The following is a 21,269-nucleotide window of genomic DNA, read 5'->3' as shown; positions in this document are numbered from 1 at the left end:
ATCTAACGCCAGTGAAATACTTAGCTGTAATCTCAAAACAGCCGAAAGTTGAATTTATTATTTATAAAATTGGTTCATTCAAATATTTTATCTAATTTTGCAGCCCGGTATAAAGAATAAACAAAAATATAACATATACACAGGTGGAGTAACATGCACCGGGTTATTTTTACAATAACAAGTAATGGTAGCAAGTTTCATGCACCTTAAGAAAAAGTAGGACAATCGTATGAAAAGAACATTCCAACCCTCTAACAGAAAGAGAAAAAACAAACATGGATTCCGTTCCAGAATGGCTACGAAAAACGGAAGGAAAGTACTTGCCTCACGTAGAGCAAAAGGCAGAGCAAGATTAACCATTTCCGACGAATATTAAGAAATAACTCCATTGGTAAAACAGGAATGCGATCATCGTATTCCTGTTTTTTATTTATCCAGATCAGGAACTGTTTAATTCAAATTAATAACTCTTTTTGGTTTCTCTTCCCTCCTGCTCTCATTTTTTTTGTACATTTGTATCCATAAAAGCTTACGTACATTATTGTCAATTGTCATGGGCAAAAAACGAACTGAAAAAACTCTTTTTGACAACAGCATACTTAAAAATCTGCTGATAATCATTGCTTGCGGTGCACTGCTTGTTGTATTTGCGTTGCTATTCCTGAATATTTACACAAGACACGGACAGAATGTAGTGGTCCCCCCGCTTGAAGGGCTTCAGGCAGATGAGGCTAATGCCATCCTCAGGTCGAGGGGATTACATGCCGAAATAGTAGATTCCGTTTATGAACGCGATGCCGTTCCAGGAGCAATCATTGACCAGACACCAAAAGTAAACAATAAAGTAAAAGAAGGGCGCGCAATATATATTACAATATATTCAAAAACCCCACAAGAGGTTGCCGTGCCTGGATTGACAGACTACTCCAGCCGCCAGGCTGCGGCACTACTGAACTCTCTGGGCTTCACTCAGCTGTCAATTGTCGAGGTGCCTGCTGAATACTCGGGCCTGGTAAGGGCCGTTGAGTTCAGGGGAAAGACACTAGCCCCGGATGAGAAGGTACCCGCCGGATCACCGTTAACTCTGATTGTCACCAGTGGTGCACTCGCTGATTCACTGAAAGTGGATAATGAATATATTGTTCCTCCTGGGCATACAAACAATAATAACATGGTGCCGCCAGAAGGCGCTAAAATTGACGATTCATTTTTCTAAAAAAATTGTCTTGTGGCCGAAAACAATTTTGATGATCTCGATTTCCTGACAGAGGATGATGATAATATAACGGAAGACTCACGGAATGATGATCAAATGTATGAACACTATCGGTTTGTAGCAGATAAAGGACAAAATTTGCTGCGAATCGATAAGTTTTTGTCGGTACGCATTGAGGGTATTTCAAGGAACCGGATTCAGAAGGCTGCCGATGCAGACTCTATTCTGGTGAACGGAACAGCTGTAAAATCGAGCTATAAAGTTAAGCCGTTAGATGTAATCTCCATTGTGATGGACAGGCCAAGGCGTGAACTGGAGATCATCCCTGAGAATATCCCTTTGGACATTGTTTTTGAAGATGATGCGCTCATGGTCATCAACAAACCGGCAGGAATGGTGGTACACCCCGGACACGGCAACTACACAGGAACGCTAGTAAACGCAGTTGCATTTCATCTAAAACAGAAAGGAATTAAAGATGTAAATGACCCAAGACTTGGGCTGGTTCACAGAATAGACAAGGATACCTCGGGACTGCTTCTCGTAGCTAAAACACAGACGGCCAAAGCACATCTCTCTGCGCAATTTTTCAACAAAGAGACAAAACGGATATATGTTGCGCTTGTTTGGGGGAATATTGAAAAAGACAACGGCACCGTTGAAGGAAATATAGGACGCGATCCTAAAGACCGTATGCTTATGCGGGTTTTCCCTGATGGAGATCAGGGAAAGACAGCAGTCACCCATTACAGTGTTCTGGAACGATTCGGTTACGTAACACTGGTTCAGTGCCGTCTCGAAACAGGCCGCACACATCAAATACGTGTGCATATGAAACATATAGGACATACTCTGTTTAACGATGAACGCTATGGTGGCAACGAAGTACTTCGCGGTACACGTTTTGCAAAATACAAACAATTTGTCTATAATTGTTTCGCAATTTGCCCGCGTCAGTGCCTTCATGCTGCCACTCTGGGGTTCAGACATCCGGTAACCAATGAGGAGCTATATTTTGAAAGTAAGATTCCGGAAGACATACAGGGAGTTATAGAGAAATGGCGTACATATACATTAATAAACACCTGAATAAAAAGATCAATTAATCATATGAAAAATGTTGCTATTGTTTGGGGAGGATACTCTTCTGAATTTATTATATCCGAAAAAAGTGCCGCAGGTATCAGCTCCTTCATCGATAAAGAAAAATACAATGTATATAATGTAAGGATCGACATGACATCGTGGAATGTTGAATTTAACGACAAAATGATCCCGATTGATAAAAACAGTTTCAGTTTTACCACAGAAGGAGATGTAGTTGCATTCGATTTTGCATACATTACCATTCACGGAGCCCCTGGGGAAGATGGGAAACTGCAAGGTTACTTCGATATGCTTGGCATCCCCTACTCCAATTGTGGCGTGCTTGCATCAGCGCTGACCTTCAATAAATTTGCATGCAACAATTTTTTGAAGAGTTTCGGAATTGAGGTGCCACCATCGGTAGTCATCAGAAAAAGAGACACTTCATGTGCAAACGAAATAATCAATGAATTGGGACTGCCTCTTTTTGTGAAGCCCAACATGGGAGGCTCCAGCTTTGCAACCACTAAAGTTAAAGAAGCATCTCAGCTGGAAAGCGCTATATATGAAGCCTTTTCGGAGGCGCCCGAGGTGATTGCCGAGCGCTTTATTAAAGGCTGTGAGGTAACCTGCGGCTGCTTTGAGACAGAAGATGGTATCACTGTGTTGCCATTGACCGAAGTGGTTACCACTAATGAATTTTTCGATTACAACGCAAAATATAAAGGCCAGGTTGAAGAGATCACTCCAGCAAGAATTCCAGATAATATTGCAAAAACTATCCGCGAGGAGACTAAAAAGATCTATCGGCTCATCGGCGCAAAGGGAATCATAAGGGCCGATTACATCATTTCGGGTGACAAGCCGGTTCTTCTTGAAGTTAACACTACTCCCGGGATGACCGAAACCAGCTTTATTCCTCAACAGGTTGCTGCAGCCGGACTCTCAATGAAAGAGGTATTGACGAATATTATTGAAACAGAACTTAATAAGGCAACAAAAAAATAAAGCTTCAAAACAAACGTTAGACAATGGAAATAACAACCAACCGTTTTGACGACATACGTCCGTTACTTGACAGTGAAGTACCTGAAACAATCTCTCATCTTATCTCCAACGATTATTTCAGGCGGACTGCAGAACCTTTTGTAAAACCTTATACATGGGAAGAGTTTTCTGTACTTATGGGAGGTTGTAAATCGAAAGACGACTTTCAACACTACATTATATATCCGGTAATGAAGCGGCTAATTGAAAAAACGACGAAAGAGATGTGCGGATTCGGCTGGGAAAAGATTAGTACTGACAGAAGCTGCATGTTTATCTCCAATCACCGGGATATTGTACTGGATGCTGCTTTCCTAAATATATTGTTTTTTGACAAGAGCATACCCACCACCGAAATAGCTATTGGAGACAACCTGCTAATCTATCCCTGGATAGAAGAGTTGGTACGGCTCAATAAAAGTTTTATCGTGAAGCGGGGGGTAAACGTTAGACAGATGCTGGAAGTATCAAAACATCTTTCAGACTATATCCACTATACCATAAGAGAACGGAATCAATCTGTCTGGATAGCACAGCGAGAAGGGCGTGCGAAAGACTCAAATGACAAAACCCAGACAAGCCTTCTCAAGATGCTCACACTTCATGACAGCGCCAATCCTTCCGATGCATTGAAGAAACTCAATATTGTGCCGTTGTCCATCACATACGAATTTGATCCATGTGATTATCTGAAGGCCAAAGAATATCAGCTTAAGCGTGATAATCCGGGACACAGGAAGTCCAAAGCCGATGATATAGAGAACATGATCGCAGGAATTATGGGTTACAAGGGTCGCGTGCATTTTCGTTTCGGAAATAATATCAATCGGTTCATCAGTAATTTATCCAGAGGTACCGGAAGAAACGAACTGCTCAATATTGCGGCTTCAGCAATTGATGATGAGATTTACAGAAACTACTCCTTTTTCCCTTTTAATTATGTTGCGTATGACCTCATGACGGATACCGGCACATTTGCCACGGAATACTCCGACGAAGATCGCTCGCGGTTTGAATCATACCTGCAGGGACAAATCAATAAAATAGATATCCCGGGCAAAGACGAATATTACCTGCGCGAAAAAATGATAGAGATGTATGGAAACACGGTTAAAAACAATCTGGAGACCCGTCATATTGAACCATAAACAGCTCTTTCTGGTTTCACTCCTTTTTTTCATCTTATCTGGATGCGACAAGGAGGTGGAACGTCTTGACGATTATCTGGTGGAGATTGCCACCGTACAGAAAGAAAACGCAACCTATCGTTTTAAACTCGATAACAATAGGATACTCATACCCGAAGAGATAAAAAACTACAGCGGCAATGATGGGCAGCGTGTGATTCTGAGATACGTTCCGCTAAAAGACAACAATATTAGGATTATCAACATCTCCAACATTTTTACAGCCGGAATTCAACATGAAGGATATCCGGAAAAGTATTCGGATGATCCTGTAAAAATACAAAGTGTGTGGGTAGGCAGTGATTATCTGAATCTTATACTTGAGATAGAATACCACAGCGTGCCACATGGAGTGGCACTGCTTCGAAATAACTCATCCACCTCGGTTGACCTCTATTTCAGTCATTCCAGGAACAACGATCCCAGGGGATACCCTCAAACTATGCATGCTTCTTTTTCGCTGAAGGACCTCCACTCCTTATCAAACACTTTTCCCGTTCCATTCCGCCTGTTTATCAACACCCACTCAGGAATGCGCGAGTTTTGGTTTGAATTGAAATAACTGTTTTCTCACTCAGATTTTGTAAAGGGCGGTATAGGATCCTCATCAATGGTAAAATCTATCGGCAGAAGGCATTTTACATTTACCTTCTCACCCCCATTCTCGCCTGGAATCCATTTTGGCATCAACCCCAGCACACGCACAGCTTCACTATCGAGTGAAGGATCAAGTCCTTCCACCACCTCAATATTGGAAATTGAGCCATCTGCGCCGACTATGAATGAGCAGAGAATTCTACCTTCAATCCCTTCTTGCCTTGCTTCACGGGGATAACGTATATTGTGTGAAATAAATGCACCAAGACCACTCTCACCGTAAGAATACTGAGGCATCTTATCCACAATTGTATAGATGTCGTTGTTTTCCATAATTGAGCGATCGGTTTTGGCGTAGTTGCGCGTTACCGTTGTCTTGGAAGCTTTGCTGGCTGCAATAGCATTTTTGTTCAACCTGAAATACATGGGAACATATGTTTCAGCCCGCACAATCTCCCCCCTGTGCCTTGCAGGACGCCATGGAGGCATTGCCTCAAGAATACGCAATGCTTCTTTATTCAACAACGAATCGGCACGATGAATTATGTTAAAATTTGAAAGGGTCCCATCTTTTTCCACAACAAAGGTGTAAACCACTAATCCCTGAGCATTACGTTCAACAGCTTCGGTCGGATACTTCAAGGTATTGAAAATAAAACGGTTCATCTCCCCCGATCCACCGGTAAACATTGGTATAATATCAGGATCCTCAAAAATTCTGTCGCTTTTTGAAATGGGCGGTTCCTGCGCCATCAGGCACGTGTGTGCAACAGTAGCACTGCCGGCTAAAATAAACAGCGCCGCCAGAAGAAGAATTTTACGTAAATTCATGAAACAATTTTGAACTGAATGATTAAATTTTTTTGAAAGGCAAAGATACAAAAAACAAACAAATCATTGAAATAGAAATGTTAATTTCCGAAATTTCCAATCATTCCCATCATCAGTCCGTAAAAAAATTTCGATAAACCACTTAATTTACCAATTATCCGCAAAACAAACATAAACCGTTTTCCTTTCGTGACTTTACGCAGGCTCGCTTAATCTACTAATAATCCTCAAAATAAACCCGATCAAGGGAAATAAGCTTTTTTTTGCTGATTGAATAATGAAAAAGGTCTCTGGGCTTCAATCTCACAGCTTTCTTTTGTTACGTAATACAAACAATAAAATCATATATTTTAATAAACAGGCAGACATATATGAATAAATAGCCTAAAAAAACGTATCTTTGCGGAACAAAAAGATTGTTTTAAATGCAGAATATCCGAAATATTGCTATTATAGCCCACGTAGATCACGGCAAAACCACCTTGGTTGACAAAATGCTTATGGCCGGGAATCTCTTCAGGGATAACCAACAGACCAATGCCCTTATACTCGACAACAACGACCTGGAGCGTGAGCGGGGTATCACTATTTTATCAAAAAATGTATCCATCAGATATAACAACACAAAGATAAATATTATTGATACGCCGGGACATGCCGACTTTGGCGGGGAGGTAGAGCGGGTGCTCAATATGGCTGACGGATGCCTCCTTGTTGTGGATGCTTTTGAAGGGCCCATGCCGCAGACGCGCTTTGTATTGCAGAAAGCACTTGAGATAGGATTAAAACCGATTCTGGTGATAAACAAAGTGGATAAACCTAACTGTCGTCCAGAAGAGGTTCAGGAGAAGGTGTTCGACCTGATGTTCAGTCTCGATGGTACCGAGGAACAGCTCGATTTCCCCACTCTTTACGGATCGGCAAAGCATGGATGGATGTCGAACGACTGGAAAAAGCCATCAGACAGTATCACTCCACTTCTTGATGCGATCATAAAGCATATCCCTGCCCCGAAAGTGCTGGAGGGGACGCCTCAGATGCTTATCACCTCTCTCGATTACTCAAACTACCTGGGACGTATTGCCGTGGGGCGTGTGCACCGCGGATCCATAAGCTTTAATAAAGATTATGCGCTTTGTAAACGTGACGGAACTGTAAAAAAGATCCGAATAAAAGAGGTGGACCTTTTTGAGGGATTGGAACGTATTAAGGTTGAAGAAGCTACCTCAGGCGATATTTGCGCGCTTGTAGGTATTGAAGGGTTCGATATTGGCGACAGTATAACCGACCTGGAAAAACCCGACCCGCTTGATCCTATAGCTATCGATGAGCCTACAATGTCGATGTTATTCACTATAAACAATTCTCCCTTCTTCGGACAGGATGGAAAGTATGTAACTTCGCGCCATATATACGACCGGCTGATGCGCGAGCTCGACAAAAATCTGGCTCTTCGTGTTGAGGAGACCGAAAACTCTGATTCATGGATTGTTTACGGACGCGGTGTACTCCATCTCTCTGTCCTTATAGAGACCATGCGCCGCGAAGGTTATGAACTGCAGGTAGGGCAGCCACAGGTGATAATCAAGGAGATAGGAGCCGAGAAACATGAGCCTGTTGAACAACTGACAGTTAACCTCCCTGAGGAGTCGGCCAGCAAGGTCATAGACGTAATTACCCGCCGCAAGGGCGAACTACTTACCATGGAAAATAAAGGAAATCGCATGCACATGGAGTTCATTATTCCGTCGCGAGGCATTATAGGCCTGAATAATATTGTTCTCACACTCTCTTCTGGTGAAGCTATCATGGCGCACCGCTTTCTGGAATTTCAGCCCTGGAAGGGAAATATCGAGAAGAGACAAAACGGCTCCATCATTGCCGGGGAATCGGGAAATGCGTATGCTTACGCTTTGGACAAGTTGCAGGACAGAGGAAGATTCTTTATTGAACCTCAGACTGATGTATATGCAGGACAGGTTGTAGGGGAGAACAATAAAGAGGGCGACCTGGTAGTCAACGTAACCAAATCAAAAAAGCTGACAAACGTTCGTGCGTCGGGAACCGACGACAAGGCACAACTGGCTCCTCCCGTTATTTTCAGCTTAGAGGAAGCACTTGAATATATCAAGGAAGATGAATATGTGGAGGTAACACCCAAGCATATGCGTATCCGCAAAATCATGCTGGACGAAACCGACCGAAAGCGGGTATCAAAAAAATGATAAAGACTATTTTATCAACGCGATAAACTCCTCTCGCGTTCTCTGTTCACGAAACACGCCGGTGAAATCGGATGTAGTGGTTACAGAATGCTGTTTTTCCACACCCCTCATCTGCATGCACATATGCTGGGCTTCAATAACTACCATCACCCCCATAGGGTTCAGTGTTTTCTGAATGCACTCTTTTATTTGAGTGGTGAGTCGCTCCTGTACCTGTAAACGACGGGAATACACCTCAACAACACGGGCTATTTTGCTCAGTCCGGTAATGTAGCCATCGGGTATATAAGCAACGTGTGCCTTTCCAAAAAATGGGAGCATATGATGTTCACACAATGAAAACAGGTCAATGTCCTTTACTATCACCATCTGCCGATAGTTTTCCCTGAACAGGGCGGAACGCAGTATCTCCTCCGGGTCCTGCCAATATCCTCTGGTAAGATACTGCATGGCTTTTGCAACCCTTTCGGGTGTTTTAACAAGCCCCTCGCGGCCATCATTCTCTCCTAGAAGAGAAAGAATACCTCTCATATGATCCGCTATCACGGATCTGTTTTTTTCTATTTCTTCGGAAGACATCTCTTTTTGTTTCTACTGTTACTGACGATCATCACTTTCGAACGTCTTATTAATAGGAATTTTCACCTCATCCACTACAATATACATCTCTTTACCAAAAGAGGGAAACGCTCTTCTCAACTCTTTCATCATCTCTTCGGCCTGAGCCCTGTCTTCAAAATTACCGATACGTAAACGCCAAAACGGAGATTCAAACAGTACTACTGTCTCCTGACCGGGAAAAGCACTATTAATTAGCCCTTGCTTATGGAGTGCCTCGTTTTTGGATGTACGCTGATTGTTTCCGGAAAAGGCCTGAATCTTGTAACCACGCATCTTATAATATTGAATTGAGCCATCAGCACTTGAATAGACAGTCCTGGGAGGTGCCATATGGCGTCCCAATATGTGTTTGATGCTCTCATCCTCGTAAATGGTAACACGTCCTTTACCCGGGACAATTGAATTCAACTCATTCAGTATTTCTTTCTTTTGCGAAGAATGCTGTGCCCCAGCTTCTGCAGAGAGAGATAACAACATAAAAATAGTTATTACATGAGGAAAATAGTTCATACGATTATTTTTATATAAACTCTTGATTTGGAACCTGAATCACTAATCATGAGATCTGAAATTTTTGAATTACAAATAAAGAGTGAAAAAACAAAAGTTTTTTGGTTCCATTAATAACTGAGTTTTTATTGCATCCTGTTAATTAATTTTCTGCAAAGGTAAAAAAATACCACAGACCCATGAGGAATCTGTGGTAAAATTCTGTTAATCGATTAAAAAGCCTCAATAATAGGCAGGAATTTATTCACACCAAGTGATGCGCCGCCAATAAGTCCGCCATCAACGTCGGGATTTGAGAAAAGTTCCTTAGCATTGCCGGCATTGGCACTTCCTCCGTAAAGGATGGAGGTATTATCGGCAATTTTTTCTCCATATTTTTCTGACAGGGTTTTACGTATGAAAGCGTGCATTTCCTGAGCCTGCCCGGCAGTAGCTGTTTTACCAGTGCCTATTGCCCACACCGGTTCATATGCCAGTATAATCTTAGTAAAATCTTCCGGCGAAAGATCAAAAAGCGATGATTCAACCTGCGACTTAACTACGTCGAAATGTCTCCCCGATTCCCTCTCTTGCAGTACCTCCCCAACACAGAAAATTGGGGTAAGGCCATTAGCTAGCGCCAACAACACTTTTTCCTTCAGTATCTCCGGCGTTTCGTGGTAGTATGCACGACGTTCGCTATGCCCCAAAATCACATATTTTGCACCTGTTGATGCTACCATCTCTGCAGACACCTCACCGGTATAAGCTCCGGAAGCTTTATCGGCACAATTCTGTGCGGCTACACCTATTTTAGTAGTATCTACACTGGCTACTACACTAGCAAGGTGGATAAACGGTGTTCCTATTACCACATCGCAATTCACTGTTTTACCTTTTAGTGCTTCATTCAATTCCTTTGCCAGTTCAAGGCCTTCCTGCAGGTTTTTATTCATTTTCCAGTTACCTGCCACAATGTTTTTTCTCATACAATCAATATATAATTAATAAAAAATTATTCCACTTTTTTCCGGACTAACATTTTTCGATCGCCCAATTTTATCAGTAAAAGAGGTATCAAAAAAAGAAGTGCTATAATGAACAACTTCACTGTTCCCGTTGTTCCCGTATTATTCAACTCAGCTATAATGTCAGTCTGCTCAGCGACTGAGGCCATATCGCCAATTAACGGCACGCTGCTGTCGTCCCATTTATTGATAACCGTGCCCCCTTTCAACAATATTAGTCCGGGATTGGAGCGAATCATCGTCTCCAGTACCTTTTCATCGGAATGACAAAACTGAAAACCGCTTCTGTTCGACTTCTCCCAATTTTCCACAACATCGGTGCCAGATGAGGTAATCAGATAAAAAGGCCAACCGTTATCAATTGCATAGGTGCTAACCTTTTTAAACCGGTTTAAATGCTTCATATTCATCTCTTCGAGAGAAGAGGCGACCATAAGGAAAAGATATGAAGGCTCGGAAAGAATAATATCAGTGATATCGCTGCCGATATTCCATGAACCGGATGATTCGTCGTAATATAAAGCGTCCACTGAAAAATCCTCTATTTTAGGTTTTTCACCCTCTTTCACAAGGTGAGTCTTCATATCCACGTATGTCCAGGTGGAGTCGTTCCACGGATAGTTCTCTTCAGTAAATTCTTGTTGTACACCGTTCTTACTATAGAGAAATATAGTTTCATAAATATCGGCTTTCTCAGGATCAACATGCATCTGTTCAGGTATATTGGCTCCTATTCGGTAAGGCCTAAAATCAAATACCGGAAGCTTATAAATATTATAGAGAGCAAAAAACAATACAAAAAGAGCTGTGAACAGAACTGCAAGGGGAGCTGTTTTCAATGAAAACAGAGTATTTATAAGCTTCCACTTTGCAATAAGCAAGACAGTACCAGCAAGAAGAACAATATTCTTGTAAAAAGTATTCCAATTACTAATAATAAATGCATCACCGAAACACCCGCAATCTTCAACAGGGTTGGTTACGGCTATCCACAAAGTGAGCGGAGTGAAGAACAACATGAACAGACCTGTAAAGCGGGTTGTCCACTTACTGTAAACCCCAAGCAGAAGGAGAACACCCAACAAGAATTCTGACACAATAATTAAGAGCGCGACAGGTAAAGCAAGTGAAAAAACTTCAGTTAAATTTAACTCTATAAGGTAATCCTGTATCTTGTAGGTAAATCCCATAGGATCGACAGCTTTCACAAAACCCGATAAAACAAACGTTGCCCCCACAATAATGCGGGACAATTCCACAAAGATATTCACTGTTTTACTGGTTGCCTTCATTCGAATTTATCTAAACTCTTCACTCTTTTTTACCGTCAAAATGAAGTTTAATCAAGCCAAAAACAGCATAATTAACCATATCTTTATAGTTAGCATCTATCCCTTCGGAGATAAGTGTTTCCCCGTAATGGCTCTCTATCTTTTTTATGCGATAAATCTTCGTGAGGATAAGATCGGTATAGGAACTTACGCGCATGCTTCTCCAAGCCTCATCGTAATCATGATTTTTAGCACTCATAAGGTTTTTCGTTTCTGCAACGTAGCCATCGTAAAGTTCTAGAGCCCTTTCTGGTGTAATATCAACGTCATCCGAATATCCCATTTGAAGCTGGATAAGTCCGATAATACCATAATTTACAATGCCAATATATTCAGGAAAGACACCTTCATTCACCTTGTTCATTTTTTTAACTTCGAGTGTACGGATGCGGTTTGCTTTGATAAAAATCTGATCGGTAACAGACTCCGGGCGGAGTATACGCCATGATGCCCCATAATCCTGTAATTTTTTGGCAAATATCTCTCGACATATAGCTATTACTTCGTCAAATTGTCTACTGGTTACATCCATTGTGAATTGTGCAAATTGTTTAACATATAATATCCAAACAAAGATAATCAAAAAAAAGGTACAAGTCAGAAATCTTGTACCTTTTTCTATAAAACCGCCAGGTCTGTAAATGTCAGGAAATGCGGATTGACCTTCCTATACGTAATGTTGTCCTGGTATTCATATTATTCAACGTGCAGAGCTTATTGACAGATACACCATATTTTCTGGCAATGGCACCAAGAGTATCTCCTTTTTTAATACGGTGGTATTTAACATCTCCAGATACATATTTGTTAGGTGCATCGGCTACGGCTTTACCAGCCGGAGAGTTATTTGACACAAGAACCCTGCTGCTGTTTGATGTTTTCCGGTAACTGGAATTAGTCACCAGATATTCATCGCGGTGTGTTACCTTGTTCTGAAAATCTATAATGAAATTGGGGTTGATTGGCTTGCCAAGAAAACGTGTTTCGAAGTGAAGGTGAGATCCGAATGATCGCCCTGTATTGCCTGCCAGGCCGATAGGCTGACCAGATAGGACAAAATCATTTTCATCGACAAGAAATTTAGATAGGTGGCCATAAACAGTCTCCAAGCCATTCACATGTCTGATTACAACATAATAGCCATATCCTCCTCTTTCATATTGCTTTACCCTTACCTTACCATCGAAAGCAGCATAAATTGTGTCACCGGTATGGGCTTTCAGGTCTATTCCATAGTGATAGCGACGACTTCCTCTTCTGCCAAAATTCGAGGTCATATGACCATCAACCGGCATTGTAAAATTTTCCAGATCCACTATGAATGTGTCGGGGGCATTTTTCAGACTTCCGTAGATATTCACGTGTCTGTTGATCCACATGCCTTCATAAATATCATCTGCAGGAATTTCGTCGGGATTGAACTCTTCTCTGCTCTCTTCAACTTCCTCCAAAATAGACAGATCCATCTTAAGTTTTAATCCGTCGGCAAATAATCCCGGCTGATCACTTAGGCTGGAACTGTGTAACTGTCTATAAGACACTTCCGGCCTGGATTTGCCGGAAGATTCCGAAGCAGATTGAGAGAAAGCATTCAGCGTTACGAACACCAGTGCTGCCGATAATATGCTCTTTGCTTTAATAAAAAAATGCTCTGTCTCCATTGCTACCTTACTGATTTAAAATAATTCATATCAGAATATTTAATTTCGCAATTATGATTCATCGTTCGCGTAAATATACGGATCAAGAAACTGGTTGTAACTAAAAATCTCATCGTCCGAGAAAAAGCGTTTCAGTTCAGCATCTGCAGTTTCCGGTGAATCGGATGCATGCACAATATTTTCCTGTATACTATTACAGAAATCACCTCTTATTGTGCCGGGTTGCGCCTCTCTCCCATTTGTCACACCGGTCAGTTTCCGTACTACATTTACTGCATCAACACCCTTTAGAGCCATCACTACAACAGGGCTTGCCTGCATAGAATTTTTAATGCGGCAAAAAAACGGCTTGTCTACTAAGTGTGAATAATGTTCCCGCAATTTCTCATCGGTCATCCGTACCATCTTCATTGCGACAATCTGAATTCCTTTCTTTTCGAAGCGTGAAATAACCTCTCCGATGATCCCGCGTTGAACTGCTGATGGTTTTAGAATTACTAGTGTAATCTCCATGAATAATAAACTATTACAAATAATAAACTATTACGAAAATGACCTTTTAATTATTGATTTTTTTCCTTAATCATCGTCAAAGTAAACTTTTTATTATTTCTCTTCCAAATATTTTATCCTCTTTTTTTCAAATCAAAATCATTCAATAAAAAAACAAATGTATTATTTGCCTGTATATCTGTTTGTTAACCAAATATATGTTATAAAACATATTCTCTTGATATTAAGCGCACTAAACATTAATTAACTATTGTTTAACATCTCCAATATTAGTTTTATCTTCCATGAATTGAGAACGAAATTCAAACCCTAAACCTTACCTTGAATTGCAGGGTAAGAAGTTTTGTCCTTCAAATATTGTGACCAGGAAAAATTACAAGTGCAACTTATCTCCAGATGCGTAAAAGAGTGAACAAAATAATATGCCGCGACAATGGCGTCAGGAAAAACCTACAGATTTACATATTTTAAACAATTTATCATCAAATGCTTTTCATATACTGAATCAAAATAAATAGTTTTCAGTATCTTTGCTCAAATTTTGCAAAAGATCCGTATGATTCAGTTTGAGATCAGGAATTAAAAAATCAATGAAAAGAATGAACAAATATAAGTTTATAAACAATGTCGCAGGTTGGTTGGTATTTACCGTTGCTGCTATTGTTTACCTTCTAACCATTGAACCTACAGCAAGTTTTTGGGACTGTGGCGAATTCATTACATCGGCATACAAGCTTGAAGTGGGACACCCCCCTGGAGCACCTATTTTTATGCTAACAGCTAATCTGTTTACTCAGCTGGCACAAGATCCTTCACAAGTAGCAAAGATGGTAAACAGCATGTCGGCGCTTTTGAGTGCATTTACAATTCTTTTCCTTTTCTGGACTATAACACATCTCACTCGCAAGCTGATAATTTCAAAGGATGAAAGAGAGCTAACCTTAGGGCAAACTATAGTTGTAATGGGAAGTGGACTGGCCGGCGCACTGGTATATACTTTTTCCGACACATTCTGGTTCTCCGCCGTGGAAGGTGAAGTTTATGCATTCTCATCTATGCTTACTGCATTAGTATTCTGGCTGATACTCAAATGGGAGGACAATGCCGACAGGCCCAATTCAGATAAGTGGCTTGTACTGATAGCATACATCATGGGATTATCCATTGGTGTTCACCTGCTTAATTTGTTGTGTATCCCGGCCATCGTACTAGTCTATTATTTCAAGAAAAATGACAACCCCGGTTGGAAAGGAACTCTTATATCTCTTCTGATCTCATTCGGGCTTATAGCTATACTTATGTGGGGAATCATCCCCGGTTTCACAAAAGTGGGAGGATGGTTTGAACTCTTCTTTGTGAATACGCTTGGAATGTCGTACAACTCGGGAGTATTAGTTTACCTTGTCCTGTTAGTTGCAAGCATTTCATGGGCAATATACGAAACACTCTCAAAAAAAGGTAAAGAGAAACGTGCACGTACAGCTTTCTTCATAAGCCTGGGCCTTTCCGGCATTCTCTTCATTGGAGGTAAAATTTTTTTATGGATAGTGTTGATTGCTATAGGGGCATTTTTTTCATTTAAATACAAAAAAATAAATACCAGGTTCATCCATCTGTCAATGTCTTCTCTGATGGTCATCCTAATTGGATTTTCAGCATACGCGCTAATTCCTATCCGATCGAGCGCTAATCCCCCCCTCGACCTGAACTCGCCTGAAGATGTTTTCGCTCTGGGCAGTTACCTGAACCGCGAGCAATACGGGCAGACCCCGCTTGTGCATGGCACAACCTATGCTTCACAGATAGCAAGGAATGCCAACGGTACAGCAATTATTGAAGGCGAACGCAAATCATACAATAAAATTGTAAAAACAACACCCGATCAGAAAGACGAATATGTAAAGGTTACAACACCTGTTTACAAGTATACTAACACAATGCTGTTCCCCAGGATGCATTCAAATTCCAACAATCCCTCTTTTAGAAATCATAGTATTGGTTACGAACGGTGGGGCGGTGTGACCGAAATGAATCAAAAGCCTACAGTATTACAGAATCTGAAGTTTCTTATCAGTTACCAGATCAACTATATGTACTGGCGCTATTTCATGTGGAACTTTTCAGGGAGACAGAACGATATCCAGGGTGATGGAGGAATTACTGCCGGAAATTGGATCACGGGTATATCATTCATAGATAAAAATATACTGGGACTTGGGCCGCAAGACAACATTGCACCCGATATAGCCAACAATAAGGGACACAATAAATATTATATGCTTCCACTACTGCTCGGAATCATTGGTATATTGTATCAATTGAGGTTAAAAGAAAAAGGGCTGCAGAGTTTCTCCATCGTATTCATGCTTTTTTTCATGACAGGCCTTGCCATTATCCTATACCTCAATCAAACACCGTTTGAACCGAGGGAACGCGATTACGCTTATGCCGGCTCTTTTTATGCCTTCGCTATATGGGTGGGAATGGGAGTAGCCGGTATCAGCCTCTTCCTGAGAAAATATTTGAAAAACACCACTGCAGCCGCTTCAATTGCAACTGTGGCAGCCCTTTTTGTTCCTATCCAGATGGCTTCACAGAACTGGGACGATCACGACCGTTCCGGAAGGACACTGGCACGTGACACCGGCATGAACTATCTGAGCTGCGTGGGTGAGAACGCTATTCTCTTTACCAATGGCGACAACGACACCTATCCGCTTTGGTATGTGCAGGAGACTGAAGGATTCCGTACCGATGTGCGGGTTACCAACCTAAGCTTCCTTCAGACAGAATGGTATATCGATCAGCTGGTGCGTCCTGCATATGAATCGAAGCCTCTGCCTATAAAATGGACACGTCCGCTATATTCAGGCGAAGCCGGTAGTGCTGCCTTTATCATCTCTAGACAGGAGATAGAGAACGTGTTACGGCAAAACAAAATACCACCTGTATCTTTTGGCACCTACTATGATGTAAACGCATTCAAAGATACGCTTTCGCTCAAGCAGACAATGGAAAGCCTGAGAACCGGTAATTTTAAACCGGTAAATCCGTTCAACACCGGGAATACTCAGATCATCCCCGGGAATGTACTTGCATTAGATGTAGATACAACCTTAGTAGACTGGAAATCGATAGCAGCAAAACCTGCAGCCAGGATGTATATCAATCTGGGCGATAAATCGGCTCTCTATCGACAGGAACTGATGATCCTGGAGATGCTCGGCAACATAAACGACGACAACTGGCAGCGCCCCATCCATTTCGCTACAACCATCACTCCTTCTCTGTATATGAACCTTCAGGATAGCAACTTCTCTCTTAATGGCCTTACCTACCAGGTGGTTCCAGGGACACCACTGTATAAAGGGGTAAACATAGAAAAGGCCTACGATAATATGGTGAATAAATTCAGATGGGGGGGGCTGGAAGAGAATCAGGACATATATCTAGATGAAACCAGCAGAAGGATGCTTTCTACCTTCCGTCTATACTTCACGCAATTAGTCGGCGCATTGATAGATGCCGGCGAAAATGATAAAGCCCTTTCCGCACTGGACAAGGTTACCACGATGATCCCCTCCTCTGCCGTGCACTACGGCACAGACGGGTTGTTGTTCGCCAGAGCATACTACAGTTTGGGTGAAAAGGATAAGGCTGCGGCCATCATCACTGAAATTGGCGATAGGATTAATGGGAACCTGGACTGGTTTTCACGACTGAAACCCCTTCAGATATCAAATACTATGTCCGACGTGATATACAATAATATCAACCCGATAATTCTCATAGCAAGTATATATCAACAATATGATAAAGTGAAATACCAGATGATGGTTGATGATATGCTTCAACGGGCTCAGACCTTTTACACGCTTGGAGTTCCATACATTGGAGATACTATTTTGAAAGAGATAACCGATGGTTCGGTACGCGGTTTTTATTCTACTCCCGCAGAGGATACTCTAACAAGGAGCACCGAAGAGGAGATAATGCAAAAAGCTTTAGGTATGATGCAGCAATTCAGCCCCAGACTATTGGAGCAATACCAATCAAAAAATCAGCAATAGAATAATAAGATGGGGCTGTGGGGTATCTCCCCACAGCCCCATCTTATTTCAATATTCACCACTACAACTATATTCATGTTAATAGAACAACCACCTATTATATATAGATTACTTTATCCGAAAACGCTCTGGCGCGTGAAAGTCCCCCTGCAAAAAACTGTGTACCTAACGTTCGACGACGGTCCCATTCCTGAAATCACACCCTGGGTACTGGATGTGCTTGACACATATGATGTGAAAGCCACTTTTTTTTGTGTTGGAGATAATGTCCGCAAATATGGATACCTATTTGAAGAGATACTAGAAAGTGGCCATTCTGTGGGCAACCATACCTTTCACCATCTGCAGGGATGGCTTAACACACCCAAAAAGTTTCTGAGTGATACCCGTGAAGCAAACAGCCTTATACGTTCAGGGCTTTTCCGCCCTCCTCACGGCCATATGATTATACCTCAACCCTTGCTGCTCAGAAAAAGCGGGTACAAGATTGTGATGTGGGATGTGGTAACACGCGATTATAATGCCAAACTCTCGCCTGAAAGGGTGCTTGAAAATGTTAAAAAATACACGCGTGACGGGTCCATCATAGTATTTCACGATTCACTGAAAGCCAAAAAAAATATGATGTACGCTATGCCACGTGCCATAGAGTGGTTGCTGGGCGAAGGATATACATTTGAACTTATTCCCAACACTGCAAGATTTACACCACTATGAGCTTGTCACGCAGATAAGATGCCACTTATCATAGAAATATGAAATATTTGTCACCCTTTATAATTCCTTTTCTTTTATTTCATACTTCTGCTCCGCATTATTATACGGCTGCTTTTGTATGTGCATATGTGATTATTAAATTCATTATATTTTATTGATATATAGGCTATTATGGAACAGACAGCAATCGCATCATTTATCAACGTATCATTGGTAATAAAGCTTCGTTAAAACCTCATTTATAGCGCTGACAGTCAATAAGTTATGCCAGATCCTAAGAAGCGTCATACTCTATTGATATTCAGCGTATTATAAGAATTATTTAAATAATAATTGCCGAAGTATTCTGATAATGTAAACAAAGATTAATAATATTTACACCTTAAAACTATAAATAATGTTAAATAGATAAATATTATAGTATTATGTATTGCATAGTACAATGTTTTGGCATACATTTGTGCAGTTCTTAAAATTCAAGTAATGAAGATGAGGCCGGTATGATTATGATAATCGTTGATAATCAGTGGTTCCATCTGACAGTAGAAAGAAAATAAAAATAAAAGGATATAAATTCTGTAACCAATTCAATCATACATATGTCTAATAAGAGACAATAAAACAGCATAAAGATGATCCATATCAGGCAACTGCACAAATCATATCATACCGAAGCACTATCACTTCACGTACTCAAGGGAATCGATCTCGATATAGAGGCGGGGGAATATGTCTCCGTAATGGGAGCTTCGGGATCGGGCAAATCCACACTTCTAAACATACTGGGAATTTTAGATGCATACGATTCTGGTGATTATCAACTTAACGGCACATTGATAAAGAATCTAACCGAGAGACAAGCAGCAAATTACCGCAACGAGATGATTGGTTTTGTCTTCCAGTCGTTCAACCTTATCAACTTCAAAAATGCTCTCGAGAATGTAGCTCTACCTCTATATTATAAAAAAGTAAGCCGTAAAAAACGCAATATCATTGCGATGGAGCATCTCGACAGAATGGGGCTGAAAGATTGGGCGCACCATCTGCCGAGCGAACTATCGGGGGGACAGAAACAACGTGTTGCAATAGCCCGAGCCCTGATATCCAATCCCAAAATAATTCTCGCGGATGAACCCACCGGCGCTTTAGACAGTAAAACTACCGTAGAGGTGATGGATGTGCTGACTGGCCTCAACAGGCAGGGAATAACTACTATCATTGTTACGCACGAAGCTTCGGTTTCAAACTCCACTAACCGCATCATCCATCTGAAAGACGGGATGATTGAATATGAAACACGTAAAAACAACGGGGTGCACGAATCACTCCAACCTGCAGGAACAGACACAATATGATTGACCAGTTTCAGGAAATTATCAGCACGTTAAAGAAGAACAAGATGCGAACGACTCTTACGGGCCTGTCCGTATCATGGGGTATCTTCATTCTCATTGTGCTGCTGGGGGCAGGCAACGGACTGAAAAACGGTGTAATGCTAAACTTCAGTTCACGGGCCGTAAACCGTATTAACCTGTGGTCGGGTACAACCTCAATGCCTTACAACGGATTGAAATCGGAACGCCGTCTGCGTTTTTCGGAAAGTGAGGTAGAACTGATCAAAAACGAGGTGGAGGAGAGCCGACTTATCACAGCAAGAATAAACACAAGACAAACAATTACTTTCGGAAGCGAATACGGCTCATACGAGGTGAGAGGTGTGATGCCTAACTATTTAAATATTGAGAAACTGATAATCCGACCCGGGGAAGGACGGTTCATCAATCAGCTGGATATGAAAGAGGCTAACAAGGTGATTGTTTTGGATAAAAAGATTGCTGATCTTCTTTTCAGGAATGAATCACCATTAGGCAATTATGTGAAGGTAGGCCAGATTATGTTCAAGGTAATCGGTATTAATTCCAAGAAAGAGGACTGGGGAGGCTCAAATGCCTACATCCCTTTCTCCGCGTCACAGGCAATCTTCAATCCTGACCGTAAGTTTTACCAAATCACCTTCACTGTGGACGGGCTCGACACTAAAGCTGCAAACGACAGTTTTGATGAATCACTTAGGGCATTAATGGGAAAGCAACTTAACTTTAATCCCGAAGACAGGCAGGCATTATGGGTCAACAACGCCCAATCGGAGTACGTGGAAACAATGAAGATTTTTGGTGGAATTACTTTCTTTGTCACCATCATCGGCATCCTTACACTTATTGCCGGAATAGTGGGGGTAAGCAATATCATGCTTGTGTCGGTGAAAGAACGTACACGCGAAATAGGTATCCGTAAAGCTATAGGTGCTACACCTCTTTCCATACTTAAAACCATTATTCTGGAGTCTATACTTATCACCACTATCTTCGGATACATAGGATTATTTATGGGGATAGGGCTCACAGAAGTGATTAATTTCTTCATGGAACAATCGGCAAACGGGCAACCTGTTACTGATGGACCGCAAATGTCGGTATTCAGCAATCCGACTGTCGACTTGGGGTATGCCATTTTTGCGACAGCAGTTTTAATCATATCCGGGGTAATCGCCGGCTACCTGCCCGCACGTAAGGCGGTGAGTGTACAACCTATAGAAGCAATGAGGCAGGAATGAGGATGTGAAAATGTAAAAGAGTGAACGCTGAACGCT

The 21,269-nt window shown here is 41.5% G+C and carries 19 protein-coding genes; 11 read left to right on the top strand and 8 right to left on the bottom strand.

The window, feature by feature from the left end:
* Positions 1-229 precede the first annotated feature (229 nt).
* The 6 genes from rpmH to B3B27_RS02305 all read left to right on the top strand — a co-directional run bounded on the left by rpmH (position 230) and on the right by B3B27_RS02305 (position 5,098).
* Entirely contained in the window at positions 230-376 is a 147-nt protein-coding gene (rpmH, locus tag B3B27_RS02330; protein ID WP_238867259.1) for a 50S ribosomal protein L34, read from the top strand.
* Positions 377-553: 177 nt separating this feature from the next.
* Positions 554-1,216 (top strand): PASTA domain-containing protein, encoded by a 663-nt coding sequence (locus tag B3B27_RS02325; protein ID WP_238867260.1) that lies wholly within the window; start codon positions 554-556, stop codon positions 1,214-1,216.
* Between the two features lie 45 nt (positions 1,217-1,261).
* On the top strand, positions 1,262-2,305 hold the full coding sequence (locus B3B27_RS02320) for an RluA family pseudouridine synthase (protein WP_238869495.1): 1,044 nt from the start codon (positions 1,262-1,264) through the stop codon (positions 2,303-2,305).
* Positions 2,306-2,326: 21 nt separating this feature from the next.
* Entirely contained in the window at positions 2,327-3,310 is a 984-nt protein-coding gene (locus B3B27_RS02315; protein ID WP_238867261.1) for a D-alanine--D-alanine ligase, read from the top strand.
* Positions 3,311-3,333: 23 nt separating this feature from the next.
* Complete coding sequence (locus tag B3B27_RS02310) at positions 3,334-4,497, top strand: 1-acyl-sn-glycerol-3-phosphate acyltransferase (protein ID WP_238867262.1); 1,164 nt, start codon at positions 3,334-3,336, stop codon at positions 4,495-4,497.
* On the top strand, positions 4,448-5,098 hold the full coding sequence (locus B3B27_RS02305) for a hypothetical protein (RefSeq protein ID WP_238867264.1): 651 nt from the start codon (positions 4,448-4,450) through the stop codon (positions 5,096-5,098). The genes B3B27_RS02310 and B3B27_RS02305 overlap by 50 nt, the downstream gene beginning before the upstream one ends.
* An 8-nt stretch (positions 5,099-5,106) precedes the next feature.
* Here the strand turns inward: B3B27_RS02305 and B3B27_RS02300 are convergent, their stop codons facing one another.
* On the bottom strand, positions 5,107-5,964 hold the full coding sequence (locus B3B27_RS02300; protein WP_286846776.1) for an energy transducer TonB: 858 nt from the start codon (positions 5,962-5,964) through the stop codon (positions 5,107-5,109).
* Positions 5,965-6,389: 425 nt separating this feature from the next.
* Here B3B27_RS02300 and typA point away from each other — a divergent pair, with 425 nt between their 5' ends.
* Entirely contained in the window at positions 6,390-8,189 is a 1,800-nt protein-coding gene (gene typA, locus B3B27_RS02295) for a translational GTPase TypA (RefSeq protein WP_238867268.1), read from the top strand.
* 6 nt (positions 8,190-8,195) lie between these two features.
* Here the strand turns inward: typA and folE are convergent, their stop codons facing one another.
* The 7 genes from folE to ndk all read right to left on the bottom strand — a co-directional run bounded on the left by folE (position 8,196) and on the right by ndk (position 13,832).
* The gene (folE, locus tag B3B27_RS02290) at positions 8,196-8,768 is read right to left on the bottom strand and encodes a GTP cyclohydrolase I FolE (RefSeq protein WP_238867270.1); all 573 of its coding nucleotides are present in this window, start codon (positions 8,766-8,768) and stop codon (positions 8,196-8,198) included.
* 18 nt (positions 8,769-8,786) lie between these two features.
* Positions 8,787-9,320, bottom strand: a complete 534-nt coding sequence (locus tag B3B27_RS02285) for an SPOR domain-containing protein (protein WP_238867273.1) — start codon at positions 9,318-9,320, stop codon at positions 8,787-8,789.
* Between the two features lie 212 nt (positions 9,321-9,532).
* The gene (gene tpiA, locus B3B27_RS02280) at positions 9,533-10,288 is read right to left on the bottom strand and encodes a triose-phosphate isomerase (RefSeq protein WP_238867275.1); all 756 of its coding nucleotides are present in this window, start codon (positions 10,286-10,288) and stop codon (positions 9,533-9,535) included.
* Positions 10,289-10,314: 26 nt separating this feature from the next.
* Entirely contained in the window at positions 10,315-11,619 is a 1,305-nt protein-coding gene (locus B3B27_RS02275; protein ID WP_238867277.1) for a BT_3928 family protein, read from the bottom strand.
* Between the two features lie 19 nt (positions 11,620-11,638).
* Positions 11,639-12,190, bottom strand: a complete 552-nt coding sequence (locus B3B27_RS02270; RefSeq protein WP_238867279.1) for a DUF1599 domain-containing protein — start codon at positions 12,188-12,190, stop codon at positions 11,639-11,641.
* A gap of 112 nt (positions 12,191-12,302) precedes the next feature.
* Entirely contained in the window at positions 12,303-13,319 is a 1,017-nt protein-coding gene (locus B3B27_RS02265; protein ID WP_238867281.1) for a peptidoglycan DD-metalloendopeptidase family protein, read from the bottom strand.
* A gap of 51 nt (positions 13,320-13,370) precedes the next feature.
* A complete protein-coding gene (gene ndk, locus B3B27_RS02260; protein WP_238867283.1) occupies positions 13,371-13,832 on the bottom strand; it encodes a nucleoside-diphosphate kinase in 462 nt (153 codons plus the stop codon).
* Between the two features lie 599 nt (positions 13,833-14,431).
* On the opposite strand from ndk, the gene B3B27_RS02255 reads away from it, so the two are divergent.
* From B3B27_RS02255 to B3B27_RS02240, 4 genes are all read left to right on the top strand, one after another.
* Positions 14,432-17,902 carry a DUF2723 domain-containing protein gene (locus tag B3B27_RS02255; protein WP_286846775.1) on the top strand — a complete coding sequence of 1,157 codons (3,471 nt, stop codon included), beginning with the start codon at positions 14,432-14,434 and terminating at the stop codon, positions 17,900-17,902.
* A gap of 75 nt (positions 17,903-17,977) precedes the next feature.
* Positions 17,978-18,619 carry a polysaccharide deacetylase family protein gene (locus B3B27_RS02250; RefSeq protein ID WP_286846774.1) on the top strand — a complete coding sequence of 214 codons (642 nt, stop codon included), beginning with the start codon at positions 17,978-17,980 and terminating at the stop codon, positions 18,617-18,619.
* Between the two features lie 632 nt (positions 18,620-19,251).
* Positions 19,252-19,974 (top strand): ABC transporter ATP-binding protein, encoded by a 723-nt coding sequence (locus B3B27_RS02245; protein WP_238867288.1) that lies wholly within the window; start codon positions 19,252-19,254, stop codon positions 19,972-19,974.
* Complete coding sequence (locus B3B27_RS02240; RefSeq protein WP_238867289.1) at positions 19,971-21,233, top strand: ABC transporter permease; 1,263 nt, start codon at positions 19,971-19,973, stop codon at positions 21,231-21,233. The genes B3B27_RS02245 and B3B27_RS02240 overlap by 4 nt, the downstream gene beginning before the upstream one ends.
* The last annotated feature ends 36 nt before the right edge of the window (positions 21,234-21,269 follow it).

This window comes from Proteiniphilum sp. UBA5463 (assembly GCF_002427225.1).
GTDB classification, from domain to species: domain Bacteria; phylum Bacteroidota; class Bacteroidia; order Bacteroidales; family Dysgonomonadaceae; genus Proteiniphilum; species Proteiniphilum propionicum.
This window is presented reverse-complemented; position numbering and strand designations above follow the sequence as displayed.